18 protein-coding genes are annotated in these 17,495 nt (G+C 39.5%); 5 read left to right on the forward strand and 13 right to left on the reverse strand.

Translation table 11 applies throughout. The annotated features are described in order from the left end of the window. Nucleotides 1-22: 22 nt before the first annotated feature. From copZ to ftsW, 3 genes are all read right to left on the reverse strand, one after another. Nucleotides 23-232 carry a copper chaperone CopZ gene (copZ, locus tag ACE1TI_RS06800; protein ID WP_375006835.1) on the reverse strand — a complete coding sequence of 70 codons (210 nt, stop codon included), beginning with the start codon at nt 230-232 and terminating at the stop codon, nt 23-25. Nucleotides 233-306: 74 nt separating this feature from the next. Continuing rightward, complete coding sequence (locus ACE1TI_RS06805; RefSeq protein ID WP_375006836.1) at nt 307-606, reverse strand: metal-sensitive transcriptional regulator; 300 nt, start codon at nt 604-606, stop codon at nt 307-309. 142 nt (nt 607-748) lie between these two features. Next, complete coding sequence (ftsW, locus tag ACE1TI_RS06810; RefSeq protein WP_375006837.1) at nt 749-1,900, reverse strand: putative lipid II flippase FtsW; 1,152 nt, start codon at nt 1,898-1,900, stop codon at nt 749-751. A 223-nt stretch (nt 1,901-2,123) separates the two neighbouring features. On the opposite strand from ftsW, the gene ACE1TI_RS06815 reads away from it, so the two are divergent. The 4 genes from ACE1TI_RS06815 (at nt 2,124) to ACE1TI_RS06830 (ending at nt 4,274) form a co-directional block, all read left to right on the forward strand. Next, a complete protein-coding gene (locus ACE1TI_RS06815; protein WP_375006838.1) occupies nt 2,124-3,023 on the forward strand; it encodes a DMT family transporter in 900 nt (299 codons plus the stop codon). A gap of 216 nt (nt 3,024-3,239) precedes the next feature. Continuing rightward, entirely contained in the window at nt 3,240-3,857 is a 618-nt protein-coding gene (locus tag ACE1TI_RS06820) for a sigma-70 RNA polymerase sigma factor region 4 domain-containing protein (RefSeq protein ID WP_375006839.1), read from the forward strand. Then, complete coding sequence (locus tag ACE1TI_RS06825; RefSeq protein ID WP_375006840.1) at nt 3,854-4,039, forward strand: YvrJ family protein; 186 nt, start codon at nt 3,854-3,856, stop codon at nt 4,037-4,039. Before ACE1TI_RS06820 ends, ACE1TI_RS06825 begins: the two co-directional genes overlap by 4 nt. Further along, nucleotides 4,032-4,274 carry a helix-turn-helix domain-containing protein gene (locus ACE1TI_RS06830; RefSeq protein ID WP_375006841.1) on the forward strand — a complete coding sequence of 81 codons (243 nt, stop codon included), beginning with the start codon at nt 4,032-4,034 and terminating at the stop codon, nt 4,272-4,274. The genes ACE1TI_RS06825 and ACE1TI_RS06830 overlap by 8 nt, the downstream gene beginning before the upstream one ends. 593 nt (nt 4,275-4,867) lie before the next feature. On the opposite strand, the gene ACE1TI_RS06835 is transcribed toward ACE1TI_RS06830, so the two are convergent. Together ACE1TI_RS06835 and ACE1TI_RS06840 are read right to left on the reverse strand one after the other, a co-directional pair. Continuing rightward, nucleotides 4,868-5,059 (reverse strand): hypothetical protein, encoded by a 192-nt coding sequence (locus ACE1TI_RS06835; RefSeq protein ID WP_375006842.1) that lies wholly within the window; start codon nt 5,057-5,059, stop codon nt 4,868-4,870. Between the two features lie 35 nt (nt 5,060-5,094). Next, complete coding sequence (locus ACE1TI_RS06840) at nt 5,095-5,268, reverse strand: hypothetical protein (RefSeq protein ID WP_375006843.1); 174 nt, start codon at nt 5,266-5,268, stop codon at nt 5,095-5,097. A 278-nt stretch (nt 5,269-5,546) separates the two neighbouring features. Between ACE1TI_RS06840 and ACE1TI_RS06845 the strand changes: the two genes are divergently transcribed. Continuing rightward, complete coding sequence (locus tag ACE1TI_RS06845) at nt 5,547-6,047, forward strand: hypothetical protein (protein WP_375006844.1); 501 nt, start codon at nt 5,547-5,549, stop codon at nt 6,045-6,047. Between the two features lie 462 nt (nt 6,048-6,509). Here the strand turns inward: ACE1TI_RS06845 and ACE1TI_RS06850 are convergent, their stop codons facing one another. From ACE1TI_RS06850 to ACE1TI_RS06885, 8 genes are all read right to left on the reverse strand, one after another. Continuing rightward, nucleotides 6,510-7,967 carry a CoA-acylating methylmalonate-semialdehyde dehydrogenase gene (locus ACE1TI_RS06850; protein WP_375006845.1) on the reverse strand — a complete coding sequence of 486 codons (1,458 nt, stop codon included), beginning with the start codon at nt 7,965-7,967 and terminating at the stop codon, nt 6,510-6,512. A 1-nt stretch (nt 7,968) separates the two neighbouring features. Further along, nucleotides 7,969-9,168: an iron-containing alcohol dehydrogenase gene (locus ACE1TI_RS06855; RefSeq protein ID WP_375006965.1), complete on the reverse strand. Its 1,200-nt coding sequence runs from the start codon at nt 9,166-9,168 to the stop codon at nt 7,969-7,971. 216 nt (nt 9,169-9,384) lie between these two features. Next, on the reverse strand, nt 9,385-11,130 hold the full coding sequence (locus ACE1TI_RS06860) for a sigma 54-interacting transcriptional regulator (RefSeq protein WP_375006846.1): 1,746 nt from the start codon (nt 11,128-11,130) through the stop codon (nt 9,385-9,387). A 33-nt stretch (nt 11,131-11,163) separates the two neighbouring features. Continuing rightward, nucleotides 11,164-11,829, reverse strand: coding sequence for a DUF421 domain-containing protein (locus tag ACE1TI_RS06865; protein WP_375006847.1), 666 nt, complete (start codon nt 11,827-11,829; stop codon nt 11,164-11,166). 305 nt (nt 11,830-12,134) lie between these two features. Next, nucleotides 12,135-13,481 (reverse strand): 3-phosphoshikimate 1-carboxyvinyltransferase, encoded by a 1,347-nt coding sequence (gene aroA, locus ACE1TI_RS06870; protein ID WP_375006848.1) that lies wholly within the window; start codon nt 13,479-13,481, stop codon nt 12,135-12,137. Nucleotides 13,482-13,625: 144 nt separating this feature from the next. Further along, a complete protein-coding gene (locus tag ACE1TI_RS06875) occupies nt 13,626-14,345 on the reverse strand; it encodes an ABC transporter ATP-binding protein (protein WP_375006849.1) in 720 nt (239 codons plus the stop codon). Next, entirely contained in the window at nt 14,345-15,985 is a 1,641-nt protein-coding gene (locus tag ACE1TI_RS06880; protein ID WP_375006850.1) for an ABC transporter permease, read from the reverse strand. The genes ACE1TI_RS06875 and ACE1TI_RS06880 overlap by 1 nt, the downstream gene beginning before the upstream one ends. Before the next feature lie 255 nt (nt 15,986-16,240). Continuing rightward, nucleotides 16,241-17,368, reverse strand: coding sequence for a Fe(3+) ABC transporter substrate-binding protein (locus tag ACE1TI_RS06885; RefSeq protein WP_375006851.1), 1,128 nt, complete (start codon nt 17,366-17,368; stop codon nt 16,241-16,243). Nucleotides 17,369-17,495 lie beyond the last annotated feature (127 nt).

The raw sequence follows: 17,495 nt of genomic DNA on the forward strand, positions 1-17,495 counted from the left end.
GAACCCATATAGTAGGATTCTATTATTCTTTAACATCATATCCTTGATCATCAATCGTTTCTACAATCTCTTTATGGGATGTCTTTTCAGTATTATATTCTACATCTACTGTACCCTGCTCCAGGTTTACCTTCACTTTAGATACACCATCTAAATCTCCAACACTTCCTTCTACTGCTTTGACGCAATGACCACAGGACATTCCTTGAACGTTTAACGTTTCTGTTTTCATAATAACCGTATTCCTCCTTCATCTGTCTAAATTCATTATACAATACACCGGCAGGGTATAGTTAAGAAAATGATTTATTTTATCATTCGTTTCATTAATTCTATTAATTCTTCGATGGATTCTTCTCCGTTTCCATTTTTTATCGCATTAGCAACACAATGATTTGTATGGTCTTCCATTAAAGCTAGCGACACTTTATTCATCGCAGATTGAATAGCAGCTATTTGATTTAAGATGTCAACGCAGTACCTGTCATTTTCCACCATATTGTGTATTCCTCTGACTTGTCCTTCAATTCTTTTTAATCTATTTAAGAGCTGCTGTTTGTTAGGCTGAACCGTGTTTTTCTGGTTAGTATGAGTATGTTCTTCCATCTCATCTATATACCCCTTTCTTTAAAATATACACCTACCCCGTATTTAAAACATATCATTTTATCTCGGATGCTTCAATATTTTTGTTTATACAAATAGGACCCCACCTTTTAAAGCATTTCCTTAAAGATGAGGTCTAAAACTAAGCCTTGATTGACTGTTCTTGAGTGTTAAAAGCATCTTTCTGTGTTAATTCTTGCTGCTTTACTTCCTTGGCTATATTTCCTAATATGGCGAGCGAAATCATAGATACTAATAAAGAAGACCCCCCATAACTAATAAACGGAAGCGTAATCCCGGTGATCGGCATCAAACCGCTGACTGCAGCAAGGTTAAATAACGCTTGAAACAATAGAAAACAAACAATCCCAAAAGCTAAAAGCTTACCAAATAAGCGCTGGCACTTTATCCCGGCAATAAATCCTCGATAAGAAATCACCATAAAGCAGGCAATAATAAAAAGCATCCCAAATATCCCAAGTTCTTCTGCAATCACTGCAAAAATAAAATCCGTGTGCGGCTCAGGGAGAAAGTGCATTTTTTGAACACTTTGCCCTAATCCCGTTCCTGTTACACCTCCATGCGCCATTGCAATATAGGATTGAATTAATTGATGGCCGCTTCCTTGCATTTCATACTCAAACGGATCTCTAAAAGCAACAAGGCGCTGCATCCGGTAGGGAGCTTGAAAAGCAAGCCATGTTACTGCCAGGGTGGCCAGCACTCCTAAAGTAATTAGATGACGCCAGCGGGCTCCGGATAAAAAAACTATGGTGCCTCCTACGAGCAAAATCGTCGTGGCGGTACCTAGATCAGGCTGAAGCATAATCAAAATAAAAATAAACACCACAATAATCAAAGGAGGAAGTACTCCTTTTATAAATTGATCAATATATTCGTGTTTTTTAGAATAGACATAGGATAAATAAAAAATGACAGAGATTTTCACAAATTCAGAGGGCTGGACTGTAAGAGGGCCTAATGACAGCCAACGCTGTGCTCCATTGACATTGGTGCCAATTAAAATAACAAGTATTAAAGAAACAACAGAAAGGCCAACAATAAAAGGGACCAGCTTCATATATAAACGATACGGAAAATGAAGCATAATGAAAAAGAGAAAGAAACCAATCATTAACCATAATAACTGTCTTTTCACAAAATAAAAGGCATCATCTGCCATATCCAACCCAAGAGGGAAGCTGGCACTATAAACCATCACAAGGCCAAAACTAATTAATAAAAATGCCGTGATCAGCATTATCCAATCATACCGTTTTAATATACGAGACACGAAACCACCACCGATTGTTTAATATATGTATCTCCCCTGATAAAACAAGAAGGCACCATGTTTTCTTCAACAGCTTAATGACAAAAGTTTCTCCTAATAAACTACTAGAAGGAAGCGAAGGCTTCAATCCTCCACAAGGAGGTTTTTTACTGTTATGGATTTCCTTTTTTTTAAGGATATGAGAAGATTAGTTCGAGATTAGCGAAAGGACGTAGAAGCTCAAATGTCACGTAAACAAGCATATTTATGTGCAGTAGCTGGGGCAGCTTTGTGGGGGTTGATCGGAATATTTGTACAGGTTCTTTATGATGCTGGCTTTACCCCCTGGCAGACGGTAGCGATTCGTGCTATTTTCTCAGTGATTTTAATTGTAGGATATCTGGCTGTTTTCAAACCTTCCTATTTAAAAATTAAATTAGGAGATTTCCCATTTTTTATTGGAACTGGCATTATCAGCATTGTATTTTTTAATTGGTGTTATTTTACTGTCATGGAAGAAGCAACAGTTTCTCTTGCGGTTGTCCTGCTTTATACAGGGCCATTATTTGTGACTATAATATCGCGGTTTTTATTTAAAGAATGGCTTACTAAACGTAAAATGCTATCTCTCTTGTTTACGATTACGGGGTGTGCATTTACTGTAGGTCTGCTTCCAGCCTTTCAAACAAACGTTTCCGGGTTTGTAATCGCTGCCGGAATAGGATCTGGATTTTTTTATTCGTTGTACAGTATTTTTGGAAAATATGTTAGCAGCCGCTATTCCTCCATGACGATTACCGCTTACTCTTTTATTTCTGCAAGTCTCCTTATGATTCCTGCTGGCGGGTTAGCCGGAGACCTCAACAAAATGTTAAATACGAAAGTTATTTTGGCTTCTCTTGGCCTTGCCATTATAGCAACAGTACTTGGATACATATTATATACCGCTGGTTTAACCTATATTGAATCCAGCCGGGCCTCCATTTTAACAACGATAGAACCTGTTGTTGCGATCACAGTGGGTATAACCTTATTTGGAGATACGCTTAACCTATGGCAGGTGCTCGGTGTGACACTTGTCCTTGCCTCCATCTTTTTGGTTGCTGAAAAATCAAATCAGCACTCTGCGGAATCGACCACTTAGCGATTTACCGTTCCTATACCTGGGAACGGTTTTTTTGTTCTTAAATATAGGTCTAAGCAATCAGGAAGAAATTGTGTTTTTTCGTAAATACATAACTACCTTTTGCATTTTATTTCCTTTATTGTTTAAAATATAAGAACAAACGTTCGTGTTTGTGGTTGTTTTTTTAACATGAATTTGACTATTGAAAGTACAAGGACAGAAGGGAGGCTTAGCATGACTAAAATAATTTCCGACTTAAATGGCATATGTCCGCGCCTCGACAGTTTTTTAAGACACAATAAGCGATTATGCAATTGCTCCGTCCTTCAACGTTTTTTAATCGATAAAGAAAACAAGCAACTCTTTATACATGCTATCTGTCAACCAAATGAAACAAATGAAGAAGCATTGGACAAAGCTTTCCGGTACCATTTCGGTAATATGAAGCTCACGTCTTATATATTAAAAACGCTGCACTGGCACGCCATCCAGTATGACCAGCACATTCGTAAATCAAATAAAAGATTTCCATTAATTCTGGACCAATCCTTTTTCGATGAAAACGAGCCCTCCTATCTTCTTGATGTAATAAGCCGAGAGGAGGCTCTCGAAGAATCTTTTGAGGAAAATGGTGAACGCTTAGAAGACATGATTGGCAAGGACGATTTATTTATGGCCTATCAAAGACTTACTGATTACCAAAAAGATATCCTTGAAAAAAGTTATGTGAAGGGATGGAAAGACACAGAAATAGCGGAGCACCTTCACATTAGCCAGCAAGCTGTTTTTAAAACTCGAAAAACCTCTCTTGATAAAATGAGAGCTTTTATGAAAAGGAGGAATACGTCATGATGGCTTTTACAAACGCTACTGAGTTTATTCAACTGCTTGCAAATTTCGGTTTTCCGGTTGTGGTTACTTTTTATCTATTGTTTCGTTTTGAAAGAAGAATGGAACATATGTCCTTCACTCTTCAACAACTGCATTCCTCTTTTTTTCGGCCGGAAAAAAGAAAGGAAGATGACGATGGTTAATGTTTACACACTAACTTTAGAAGCAAGAGAGCATAATCGTGATGCTTTGGCTCAAGTAGTCGAACATTTTGAGCCTTTTATTCAAAAATCTCTGCAGCAAACATCTTACAAAGAAAGAGAAGATTTAAGGCAGGTACTGCGGCTGAAATGCATGGAGAGCATTTTTACCTTTGAAGTAGAAAATGTACCAGGTTTTTGGGAATTTAAAGAGAACTTACCAATTGATGAGCCGTAAAGACTCGACTTCTATCTATCTTACAAATGAAATGAAGGTTGATAAAAATAAAAGAAGTAATGCAGGGTTCTGTATGACAATAGAAATCACAACACTTGTAAAGCGGTTTCACCAAAAGTACTTTCTAAAAGGATAGCATGTGGGTAAAACAAGGGAAAATTCCTCTCATAACGGCTATGGAAACCCGAGTGAAAACGCAGGTTATTTCAGAGCTGTCACCGATATATTGTTTGAAGTAGAACTATAAATTAAAGCAAATAAATGACACTTAGTCCAACAAAATGCTGCCGGATATCCAAAAAAATTTAGATGATTTATGCGAACGGATGCTAGAAGAGCAAGTCCTTACAGCTGGCGCAACACAGCTGGCCAAACGCCGGACTGCGGCTATGAACGCTGCAGGGAGCTGTGTCCTCATTTTCACCGCGTACTTGAAGGTTTGATACAAGCTGTAGAAGTCCATTCCCTTTCATAATGTTTCATGTGAAACATCCCTGTGGTTAAGAACTCCACAGGGATGGATTCAGTAGTGAAAACATGTTTGCATCAATCATAGGAAAGTTATCTCCCTATGAAGAAATTCTCTAACCTATTTATTCAAGATCGGCGTGCGGCGAACAAGCCGCTATGCATGAAACGCATACCAAAGATTTTTCCTGCCAACCCAGAGCGCCCTTCGCCAAAAATAAAAAAGTGACCATCCCTATTAATTTATCCGCTTCTTGATTAATTTCTTTCTTATCCACAATTTTTATTACTGTTTTCACTTCTGAAACATTTCTCATGAACTCATCACCCTCTTTAGGTTTGCTGTAGATTTTTAAGGGTTATCTGCTCCTGTGATTGCCCCTCCAACTATTAATATCTCTGGCTTCCAGAGCACAATATCAGAAATAGTCTTTTTATTGATACCGCCTGCTACAACAACCTTCCAGTGTGGAAAGTCATCTAACCATTTAAAGTGCTCCCTGCGTATTCTTTGGATTTTTTGCATGTCCCTGCGAGTATGAAGAGAAACAAGCTCGGCACCCAAAGCATCAAGGTCTGTTCATTTTTGTTGAGACCAAACATCAAGCAGATCTATCCCTTTTTTCAAAAAACTCAGTTAAAAATATTGGCAGTTTTAATGTTTTTTCACATATATGACAAAAGGGTTAAGACTGTATAACGGTTTGGTTGGGATCATTTTGTAATGTTGGGCTCTGCTTTATAATATATAGGTATATATTAACTATTTGGTATGCTAATTTTCCTATAAAGGTGTTGGGGAGTATGAATGTTAAAAAGTATTTAAAATGGACGCTGCCGGTTTTTATACTGGCCTGCGTTTTTGGGACTGCTTATTTCTTTGTTACTCCCAGCTACAGTCACGAATACAAACAGCTGACAGAACGAGTAGAAATTGGGCTGAAGTATACAAACCCTGAAGAATCTGTAGTTTATGTCCACCCTTTCGTTGAAAACCCCAACAATACTACAAACTTAAAATGGACCCACACGCAAAACTTCATCAAGATATGGGTCCTTGATGAAGAAGGAAATGTTATTGACGATGCAGTAACTGTTGAAAAAGTGGAAAAAGAAAATGCCAATCTGATGCAAACAACTCTTAAGCCGGGACAAAAGGAAAAAAACAGGCATTATTATAAGATTCATTTTTCTGAAGATGCTGATCGCCTTAAGCTTTCTTTAAAGGGAGAAGTGGAAGACGAGTTTGGCACAGCAGAAATTGAAGAAATTATCGAAGTAAATGTGGATTACTTAAATATATAAGGAGAAAGGAGCCGTTATGGAGGAATAATGGCTCCTTTTTTGGTACCCTACCTCTCTTATTCAGCATTCGCTCAGTTAGTCCTTCGCCAATCATGATTCTTGAAGCCTGAGAAAGGAGAAAGAAAGATGAAACGATGAACGGTAACTAAGGAAGACTCTTAGCACCCTAAACGGGAGCAAATAAGATAACATGGGCTTCATGAAAGGGGTTTGGTGCCATAGCAAGAGAGATCCAGGAGGAACGGTCGTCAAGGAGGGGGCTTGAAGACCGAAGTTGAAAGAAGAGAGGAAATGCGGCAACCAAGCAAGGATTTTAAGCATTTAAAAACGTATTGCGACTTCACCTATTCGTAGGACGGTTACATAAACCGAAAACAGAAAACCTAGCAAAACAGCCGGTCATGAAAATACATCACGACCGGCTGTTACCATTGATACAGCTGTATCCTTTTAAATTACACCCTACCAGCGGGAGGTCAGCATTTTTCTTCTTGTGTAAAATTCTACTCCGTCTTTGCCATTTGCATGCAGGTCACCATAGAATGAATTTTTCCAGCCGGAAAATGGGAAGAACGCCATTGGCGCTGGCACGTTAACATTGACACCAAGCATACCTACTTCAATATCTTCTCTAAATTCTCGTACGGCGTGTCCACTTGAAGTATACAGTACTGAACCATTGCCAAATTCGGACTTATTTGTAACTTCAATCGCTTCTGTTAAATCTTTCACTCGAACAATCGAAAGAACCGGGGCAAATATTTCTTTTTTCCATATGTTCATATCCGGAGTCACATGATCAAAAATAGTTGCCCCTAAAAAGTAGCCTTTATTCATATTTTCAGCATCTTTTCTTCCATCGCGGGCTAATACGGCTCCTGCTTTTTCCCCCTCTTCGATTGCCTGGTGTACTTTTTCTAAATGAGATTGCCTGATAACCGGCCCAAGGTTGACCTTTTCATCCAGGCCGTTTCCTAATGTCAGCTGGTCTGCTGCTTCACCCAGACGCTCAATCACTTCATCAGCAATATCTTCAGTTACAACAACGACGGAAGTAGCCATGCAGCGTTGTCCTGCACTTCCAAAAGCCCCTCCTATAATTCCTTTAATGGTGGTTTCTAGATCACAGTCTCCAAGAACGATCGAATGGTTTTTAGCACCAGCAAGTGCCTGTACTCTTTTGCCGTTGTTCGCCGCAGTTTTGTAAATATATTCCGCAACAGGCTGTGAACCTACAAAAGATATAGCATCAACCTCATCGTGCTCTAATAATCCATTGACGACGTCATGGGCACCGTGAACAATATTTAATACACCTTCTGGCAAACCTGCTTTTGTAATAAGCTCTGCTAACTTCTCTGCTAAGAGCGGTGTTCGTTCAGAAGGTTTTAAAACGAATGTATTTCCACATACAATGGCAAGCGGGAACATCCAGCATGGTACCATCATTGGAAAGTTAAACGGGGTGATTCCTCCAACCACTCCTACTGGGTAACGATACATACCGGATTCCATGTTTGTTGCTATATCAGGAAGAACGTCTCCCATCAATAAGCTTGGTGCTCCAGCCGCAAACTCAACACACTCGATACCTCGCTGTACTTCTCCATAGGCATCGTCATAACATTTACCGTTCTCTTCTGTGATAATTTTTGCAAGGTCCTCATAGTTCTCCATTAAAAGCTGCTGATATTTGAACATAATACGTGCGCGTTTTGGGACGGGGGTTTTTTTCCATGATTTAAATGCTTTTCTTGCGGAATTCACGGCCTCATCGACATCTGCTTTTTTAGATATTGGTACTTGGGCAAGCTCTTCCCCGGTTGCCGGGTTAGGGACTACTTCGTACGGTGCAGTTTCAGCTTCCACCCATTTTCCATTAATAAAATTTTTTAACGTTCGTGTTGTTTGTATTTTCATATTATATCTCCTCTCGTTGATTAGCTTCGATCACTAGATTTTTTGGGTATTGATACGTAAATGCTTTATGATACAATCCTACAATTTCTTCTTTATCAGGAACTATCGGGTTGTTCGAAGGACTGCCGCTATCCAAGGCGTCTTCCGCCATTTTAGATAATTGAGAATAATATTGTTCTTCATTTACTCCCCAGTCCTTCAAATTAGGAATATCTAAATTTTTACAAAGAAGAAGAACTTTTTCTACTAAATAATTGGCTGCTTCTTGATCTGAGAACGTTTTTTTATCCGGGAATATAAAACGCGCCATCTCAGCCAGTCTGTGTACACATGATTCCTGACTGTACTCAAGTACCACCGGCAAAAGCATAGCATTAGATATACCGTGAGGCACATGAAACAATGCACCGATTGGCCGTGACATACCGTGAACTAAACAAACAGATGCGTTTGAGAAAGCCATACCAGCCTGCATAGCACCAAGGGCCATATTTTCCTGCGCCTTTTCATTCGATCCATCTTTATAAGCTGATTCCATGTTATCCATAATCAGTTTAGCAGCTGATAAAGCAAGCTGGTCCGAAAAGGGGTGGGATTTTTTTGAAATGTAGGCTTCAAGGGCGTGAGTTAAAGCATCCACCCCAGTTGCTGCAGTTGTCCCTTTTGGGGAAGACATCGAAAGCTTCGGGTCTACAATTGCGATTTCCGGCATAAACGCCGGCTGTTTTATCATCATTTTTACATCATTGGATGTGTTTGTAATTACGGTGACGTCGGTTGCTTCTGAACCGGTGCCTGCTGTAGTTGGAATAGCGATGAGGGGAAAAGGATTTTTACTGGCTGTTCTTTTGTTGTTCATATATTCGCTGATTTCCCCACCGTTTGATGCCAGTACGGCCACAGCTTTTGCGGTATCAATACAACTCCCTCCTCCAAGCGCAATGACCACCTCTGCCTGCTCCTTCTCTAGTAATGCTAAAGCTTCTCTTACATACACATCTGTTGGTTCTGAAGCTACTTCTAAGTAATCCGTATAAGCGACTTCAGCACTCTCAAGAGTACGGTGGCACTTTTCAAGATAACCAAAGTCCTTCATGATCCGGTCACTAATAATGAGGGCATTTGTTCCTAATTTTGACGCTTCTTCACCAGTTTTAAATAAACTATCCTGGCCATAAAACACGTGCCTCGGAAAACACATTGTGAACACACTCACGTCTGCATAACCTCCCTTTCTTGTTTAGAAGGTTATATTGCAAATGTTGTGCCAATTTTTAAAAGTATGAATAGTATCCCTGTCTGTCAGAGAATGAACAACTCGCATCAGCTATAAATATGATCGATAGAAGAAAAAGTTAAAGTAATATATGTATATAAAAATATACAATAATTCAATATATGTATATAAAAATATACATCAAGTCCCTATATTAAATTCGTTTAGTTTTTTGTAAAGGGTGGTTCTATGAATACCCAGTGCTTCTGCTGTTTTCGTTTTATTTCCTTTATGTTTCGCGAGTTCTTCTTTAATCAATTCTCTTTCTTGGAGCAGTTTTTTTGATTTCAATGAAAAAAGGGACGAAGATACCTTATGTAATGAACTATTTTTTACAGCTGCAGGTAAATCTGTTTCCTTAATAAAAGGTCCCTCTGTTAACACCACAAGCTGTTCTGCTATATTTGTTAATTCCCTGACATTTCCGGGCCAATGGTAAGACATTAAAAACTCCATCGCTTTTTGATTTATTTGCTTAACGGGATAACTATTTTCTTCAGAAAACTTTTTTATGTAATGGCCTAACAACAGCGGGATGTCTTCTGGCCGTTCCCGCAGCGGAGGTATGTTTATTTCAATAACATTCAGACGGTAGTATAAATCCTCGCGGAATCGTTTTTGTTCTACAAGCTTCTCAAGCTTTTCATTGGTGGCAGCTATAACTCTGACTTGCAGCGGTATACGTACGTGACTTCCTATTTTTACTAATTCACGCTCTTCTAGGATACGAAGCAGCTTTGCCTGCATGGCTAAAGGCATCGTGCTGATTTCATCTAAAAATAAGGTACCGTAATTAGCAGCTTCAAATTTCCCTTTGTGTCCGCCTCTTTTTGCACCTGTAAAGGCGCCTTCTTCGTAACCAAACAATTCTGCTTCAAGTAAATGTTCCGGTATTGCCGCACAATTAATACTTATGAACTCTCCTTTTCTCTCACTCATTTGATGAATAGATTGGGCAAACAATTCTTTCCCCGTACCGCTTTCACCGCTCAGCATAACCTTCGCATTCGTCCTTGCTGCTTTCCTTGCTTTGCTTTTACTTTCTGTCAGCTTTCCGCTGTCTCCAAGAATTTGTTCAAAGGTATAAAGGTTAGTCTGATTTCTAGTCCGAGTCCTTTCTTCATCTTCAAATGGCGGAACACTCTGCATGTTGCCTACATTTCCGAGAATTCGGTAAAGCTCACTAACTCCTTCAAAAATAAGCATTCCTATTGCACCAGTAACTTCTCCATCTTTCCAAATCGGAATGCGGTGTACAATCATTTTCTGGCCTTGTATGATTTGAATTTCTCCTTTTTCCGGTACCCCAGTCTGTATAGTTATATGTAGCCTCGTATTTTCAATTACCTCCTCAACCGAACGTCCAATCACTTCTTCTTCCGGAGGCAAACCCAAAAAGTTACGGTAGGCACGGTTCATTTGCTGTATTTTTCCTTCCCGGTCTACAACGGTTATGCCTTCGTACGCACTATTTAAAATAACATCCATAATTTCACTGTAGTGCTGCAAAGATTTAGAAAATTCCTTGTATGCCTGCAACAGACTTTTCACCGTAAATACACCGCATAGCTTTTCTTTTTCATCAACAACCGGCAGAGGTAAATCAGTTTGAGATATATCAAAAATAGAATCCGTCGTTTTAATGACCGGGGTTTTTCTAAACCAATCCCCTTCTCTTTTTTTTTCTTTTAAAAAATAAGAGCTTACTTGTGAAATTGATAAAATGCCTAAAGGCTCGCTTTTTCCATTAACAAATACGAACCGTTCGGGAGCCTTGCTGCTCTCTAATTTCGTAAGAATATCTTCTAATCTTGTTTTCTCAGCTTGAAAGATGATAGATTTCTCCATCATTTGTCTGACGGTAACAAACTGTTGAATATGTTCCACCCTGGCACCTCCTCCAGCAAGATCTATATCCACTCACTTCACTGTTTCAATCGTTAATGTATAATCTTTATCACTGACATAGGCATAATAAATCTCGTTCACTTTATTATAACCTTTTAATTGCAGTTCACGTTTTAACCATTCTTGATTTTTATTAATAAGTTTAAGATTTTTATGCTGAACAATTCCTTCAACTATAACCGCTATCGGCAGTCCTTTATATTGGGATGGAATATCTAAATTCTGAAGCGTTACCGGGGTAATCTCTGGTTTTGGTATAACACTAAGTTTTCCATTAGGTTCTAATAAAACGTATTCAATATCTTTTATATCAGGATAGCCGGCTGTTCTAATACTTGAAAGTAATTCTGCTAATGAGTAACGGCTTTTTTTTAAATTTTCAACACTTAATTTGCCGTGCTTAATTAAAATAGTTGGTTCTCCAATAATAAACTGACTAAGAGGCTGTATGAGACTTAACCTTGCAATGAAGCTGTACAGTAATCCAATGACAATAATACCAATAACACCGTGCAAAAACCCTTTGATTTCCACTACACTTAAGCCAACATACGATAAAAAGAAAATCGTGATCAAATCATAAGGAGTCCATTGAGACAACAATGATTTCCCTAATACTCGCATAATGACAAAGATTAAAACAAACAACACTGCTAGTTTTATGAGCTCGATCCACATTGCTAACCTCAATTTTTATATATTTTAAACCATTTCCTATTTTAAACTTCATTCGCTATAACTATTCTAGGTTGAATTAAAATAGGCCTTTCCAAAATTGTTTTGGAAAGGCCTAATCGGGCCCAGCTAGTAACATTTCCATTATCATCAAACGGGCTTTCTAATCTGTTAAAGGTTCCTTTTACGGGTTAAATAGAGAAATAGGCAAATTAATTTGTGAGGAGGTTAATTTAGTAAATATTTACTAAGAGAAAAAACACCAGTAAATAGTTAAACCTTAACAATCTTTACTGGTGTATTTATGATTATGAAAAGTTTACCGGTACTCCGGTTTTCTCTAATAATTCATAAAACGTAGGGCAAGTTTTTGATACACAGCCGGGGTCTTCTATTGTGACGCCGGGAACTTTTGTGCCGATGAGAGATAGAGCCATCGCTACCCGGTGATCGTCATAAGAATGAAGGACAGTCCCTTTAGGGGTTCCTGGATATACTTTTAAACCATCTTGATATTCTTCTACTTGAATACCCATTTTTGTAAGCTCGGTACAAACCGCCTTAATTCGGTCCGATTCATGATGGCGGATATGCTCCACCTCTTTAATGGTAATAGGTCCATCTGAAAAAGGGGCAATAGCGGCAAGGGTAAGCGTCTGATCGGACATTTCTTTCATGCTGATTTCAAAATTTCCTTTTAACTGTGCAACACCTTCTACTTCTATATACCCTTCCCCTTTCGTCACACGGCAGCCCATTTTTTCATAAAGATCCACCATATAAATATCAGGCTGATTTGTTTGCATGGTAAGATTATTAATACGTACACGGCTATTGTTAATAGCTGCCAGTGCCATAAAATAGCTTGCTGTAGAGGCGTCCGCTTCAAGTGCCATCTTTTGACCGGTATAGCCCGAAACCGGCACTTTCATATTTGTAAGCTCTTCGTTGTAAGCTGCTTCCACTCCGAAAGCTTTCATAAGGTCGATCGTTATGTTTACATAGGCATGCTGGACAATGTAATCCGGTATATTAATTTGCAGTGCTTGTTCGGCGTATGTTCCAGCTAACAATAATCCGCTGATAAATTGGCTGGATACTTTTCCTGAGATCGTAACATCCCCGCCTTTTAAGCCGTTCGCATGAATTTTTAAAGGATAGTACCCTTCTTTTTCCAAGTACTCTACTTCTGCTCCCAAGGCTTCTAATGCTTCCATCAGCGGCTGTACCGGACGCTCACTCATTCGTTTGCTCGCTTCTACCTTAAACGTACCTTCCTTAGAAGAAGCTAAAGCTCCTGGCAGAAAACGCGCAATGGTACCGGCTGCCCCGATATAAAGGTCTGCCTCTTTTTCCGGCCAGTTTCCCCCACATCCTTCGATCTTTACTGTATCTCCTTCCACCTCAATCGAGATACCGAGTTTTCGAAGAGCATCGATACACCAATAGGAATCATCACTTCGCAAAATGCCGGATAACTCTGAGGTACCATCGGCTAAAGCTGCTATAATTAAAGCACGATTCGTAAAGCTTTTACTTCCAGGTACGGTAATACTCGTATGAACCGTATTTTCTTTCACTGGATGTACTTCGACACGATTTACATCATTTAAAGCCGCCCACGGGGAACGAGCTTTTAAATCTGGCTTGCTCATATTATCTTCCTTTCTACTGCAGGAATGAAGTATGTATAGTAATGATTTTTTGTATGCTTTCCATTACACCACCTTGTTCATCAATAATCAAGTCTCTTTTTTAAAGAAAAAACGACCCTCCACCTAGAAGGTCGTTATCAATTATTATACTTCTACAGGCTTTCTTTGTTTTGTCAACGTTTCTTTTAAAATATCACACGGTCTGCCGACTTGCTGAACTGCTCCTTTTTCTACCATAACGACCCGGTCCGCTAACACCCGCGCATCCTCTTGATCATGGGTAACAAAAATAGTAGTTGTGCCTGTATGTTTAATCGTTTCTCGTAACTCATCACGAATACGCTCCTGCAAGTGAGCATCTAAATTACTAAACGGTTCATCCAGAAGCAGTAAAGAAGGCTTCGGTGCAAGCGCTCGTGCAAGCGCAATCCGCTGCTGCTGCCCGCCGCTTAGTTCATAAGGGTAGCGTTTTTTATAGTCTTCCATACTAATTAGTGCGAGCATTTCTTCCAGGCGTGCTTTTCGCTCGCTTCGTTTCCAGCGTTTTAAACCAAACATAACATTCGCTTCGACTGTCATATGCGGAAATAAAGCATAATCCTGAAAAACCATCCCGAGGCCTCGTTTTTCTACCGGCAGAAAAGCTCCATCAGTCCCGCAAAACACTTTGTCTCCAACTTTAATCGTTCCTTTACGGGGTTGTTCCAGGCCGGCGATTAAGCGCAAGATGGTGCTTTTCCCGCTTCCGCTTTCACCAAGAATAGATATAATCTCTCCTTCTTGTATATGTAGAGAAAAATCAGCCACAGTCTGTTCTTTTGTTCCAGGATATTCAAAACATAGGTCGGAAATGTTCACGTGCATTAGTTTGGCTCCTTTTCAATCAGAATATGGAAGATATACATCGCCATTCCGCTTACCAGTACGATAAATATCGATGCCAGAGCAGATTCTTGTATCATTTCATCATTGGCATAACGATATGCCATCGTTGACAACGTTTCAAAGTTAAAAGGGCGTAGAATTAAAGTCAGCGGCAATTCTTTTAATATATCTACAAAAACGAGAATGAAACCGCTAAATATTGCTGGGCGGATCATTTTTAAATCTACTTTAAAAAACGTTTCCGTCCAGCTCATTCCAAGTGTTCTTGAAGCTTCCGTGAATTTCATTCCTACTTTCTCAAAGCCTGATTCAATGGAGTTATACCCAATTGCCATAAATCGGATCACATAAGCAAATAAAAGCATAATGATACTAGTACTCAACACCAAAGCAGGAGATGCTCCTGCCGCAACTAGTAAGTCGTTTAACTGTTCATCAAGGAATACAAAAAAGCTGATAACTCCAACTGCAACAACCGCTCCTGGAATAGAGTATCCCAAAACGGTTAACCGTGCCGTCACGGAAGGTACTATGCCTCTAGCCATTCTTGTGTAGTTAGAAACAAGAATAGCAATAACCACAACAACCGCAGCACTTACCCCGGCAGCAAAGGTAGAGTTCCATATATAGGAGGCAAAAGCCTGTGTGAAAATATGATCAAAAGTAAGAACAGCCCAGTAAGTAAGCTGAATCACCGGCAGTAAAAATCCAAGGATAAAAATCATACCGGTATACCCAACTGCAGCCGCTTTTTTCCAGCCGTAAAGCTCAGTTGGTTGTAAAGGCTTTACCTTCGTTGTGCTGTAGCTGAATTTCCGGCGTCCGCGAAAAAACTTTTCTATAATAAGTACGAAAATTACAATTCCCATCAAAATGCCTGCAAGCTTAATCGCTGCATCTAAATCCCCAAATGAAAACCATGTCTGAAATATAGCAGTACTAAAGGTTTGGATACCAAAGTAACTGACTACTCCATAATCATTTAACACTTCAAGTACCACAAGGCTTACTCCAGCCACAATCGCTGCCCTTGACACCGGAAGAACCACCCTGAAAAAAGTACGTAATGGACCGCTTCCGAGCACACGAGCGCTTTCAATTAACGATGTTGCCTGACTTGCAAAAAAAGCTCTCGTAATGGCATATACGTAGGGATAAAGAAAAATAGTGAAAATAAACACAGCGCCTGGTATATGCATAATGTCAAAATACTTCTGCGGTAAGTTTAATTGAAATGTTTCCCGAAATGTTCTTTGAACTACCCCAGTATAACTAAGCATACCATGATAAGTATAAGCCCCAATGTAAGGCGGTATCGCCAGAGGCATCAATAGAGCCCATTTTAATGTCTTACGAAATGGAAATTGGCAGGCTGAAACCAGCCAGGCAAGTGTAGTGCCAACCGCCACCGAAAACACCCCAGTCCAAAATGCTATGGTCAGTGTATCCACCATGTAGTCTTTCAGCATAAATTCCCGGATATGCTCCCAGTTTTCGCTTGCCGGTTGAAATACACGTACCATCAAAAAAACAGTAGGTAAAACGAGTAAGTACACAAGAAATACAGCAATTGTTCCCCAGCCTGTTACAGTTGTCGGTAGTATATATCTAAATTTCATACGTAGGTCCTTCTTCTACTAAGCTTATTCCTGTACAAGTGGTTGAGAATGTTTATCATCTTCATTTAGTATGCCAGAGATTTCTGAAAATGTCACGTGAAAATAAGAATCTTTCTCAATGATGTCACAACATTTTCCTTCGGAATGGCATGCCTGCAGAAAAGAGAAAACCAAGCAAAACAGCCGGTCGTCATTGATTTTGACGACTGGCTGTTTGCCATGCATGCAAGAGCTTTTGAGACAGCTCTGATTGTATTAGTTCCACCCTGCTTCATTCATCAGCATTAGTGCTTCTGTGTTGTTTTCACCCAATTCAGTGAGGTTAAGGTCTTGCTCTTCAAATTCTCCCCAGGATTGCAGTAATTCTGATGGTTCCACATTTGGGTTTACTGGATATTCATAGTTCGCCTCTGAAAATTCCCCTTGCGCTTCTTCGCTAGAAAGGAATTCTATAAATTCGACAGCAGCTTCCTGATTTGGGCCGTGTTTTGTAACTCCGGCACCGCTTACGTTTACATGGGTTCCGGTGGTTTCCTGATTAGGGAAAAATACTTCTACCTGTTCTCCAACTTCAACTTCTTCTTCGTCTGATGAATTGATCATTTTTCCAATGTAGTAAGTGTTCATGATTGCTACATCGCCTTCTCCAGCTACAACCGCTTTTGCTTGATCGCGGTCATTTCCTTTCGGTGTGCGAGCGAAATTGTTAACAAGCCCTTCTGCCCAAGCGCTTGTTTCTTCTGTTCCGTTAATAGAAATTAAAGAAGCTACAAGAGACTGGTTATAAATATTGTCTGATGGACGAACTAACACCCGGCCTTCCCATTCTTCTTCAGCTAACGCTTCATAAGTAGACAATTCTTCTTCATCGACTCGTTCTGGGTCATAAACAATCACACGAGCTCGTTTAGTCAAACCAAACCATTCATTGTCCTTGTCACGTAAATTCTCCGGAATATTTTCATTCAGTATGTCTGATTCAACCGATTGAAGCACACCTGCTTCTTTGGCACGGTGTAAACGTCCTGCATCAGCAGTGATGAAAACATCTCCTTCCGTATTTTCTCCTTCGCGTTCAAGACGCTCAATTAATTCATCTTCATTACCTGATATAACATTAACTTCAATTCCAGTTTCCTCTGTGAATTTCTCATATAACTCATCATCTGTATCATAATGGCGGCTCGTGTATAAGTTAACCTCTTGATTCGATTCGCCGCTAGAAGCTTCCTCTTCAGAACTTTCCTCGTTCGAACTTTCTTCTTCTGTGTTTTCCCCAGCTGTATCTGACTCTTCATTGTCTTCACCACTACCGCATGCAGCCAAAGCAAAAATGGAAACAACAAAAAGCATTAATAAAAACAATAACGTACGACTTTTCATTAACTCTCTTCCCCCCGTGAATATGTATAATCATTTAATTGATAATGAATTTCATTATCTGATATATATTCTCACTGAAAACCATTCTCAAGTCAAGGACTTTTTACTTAAAAAGTATTGTTTATAT

The organism is Alteribacillus sp. JSM 102045, assembly GCF_041949975.1.
In the GTDB taxonomy this organism is placed as follows: domain Bacteria; phylum Bacillota; class Bacilli; order Bacillales; family Marinococcaceae; genus Alteribacillus.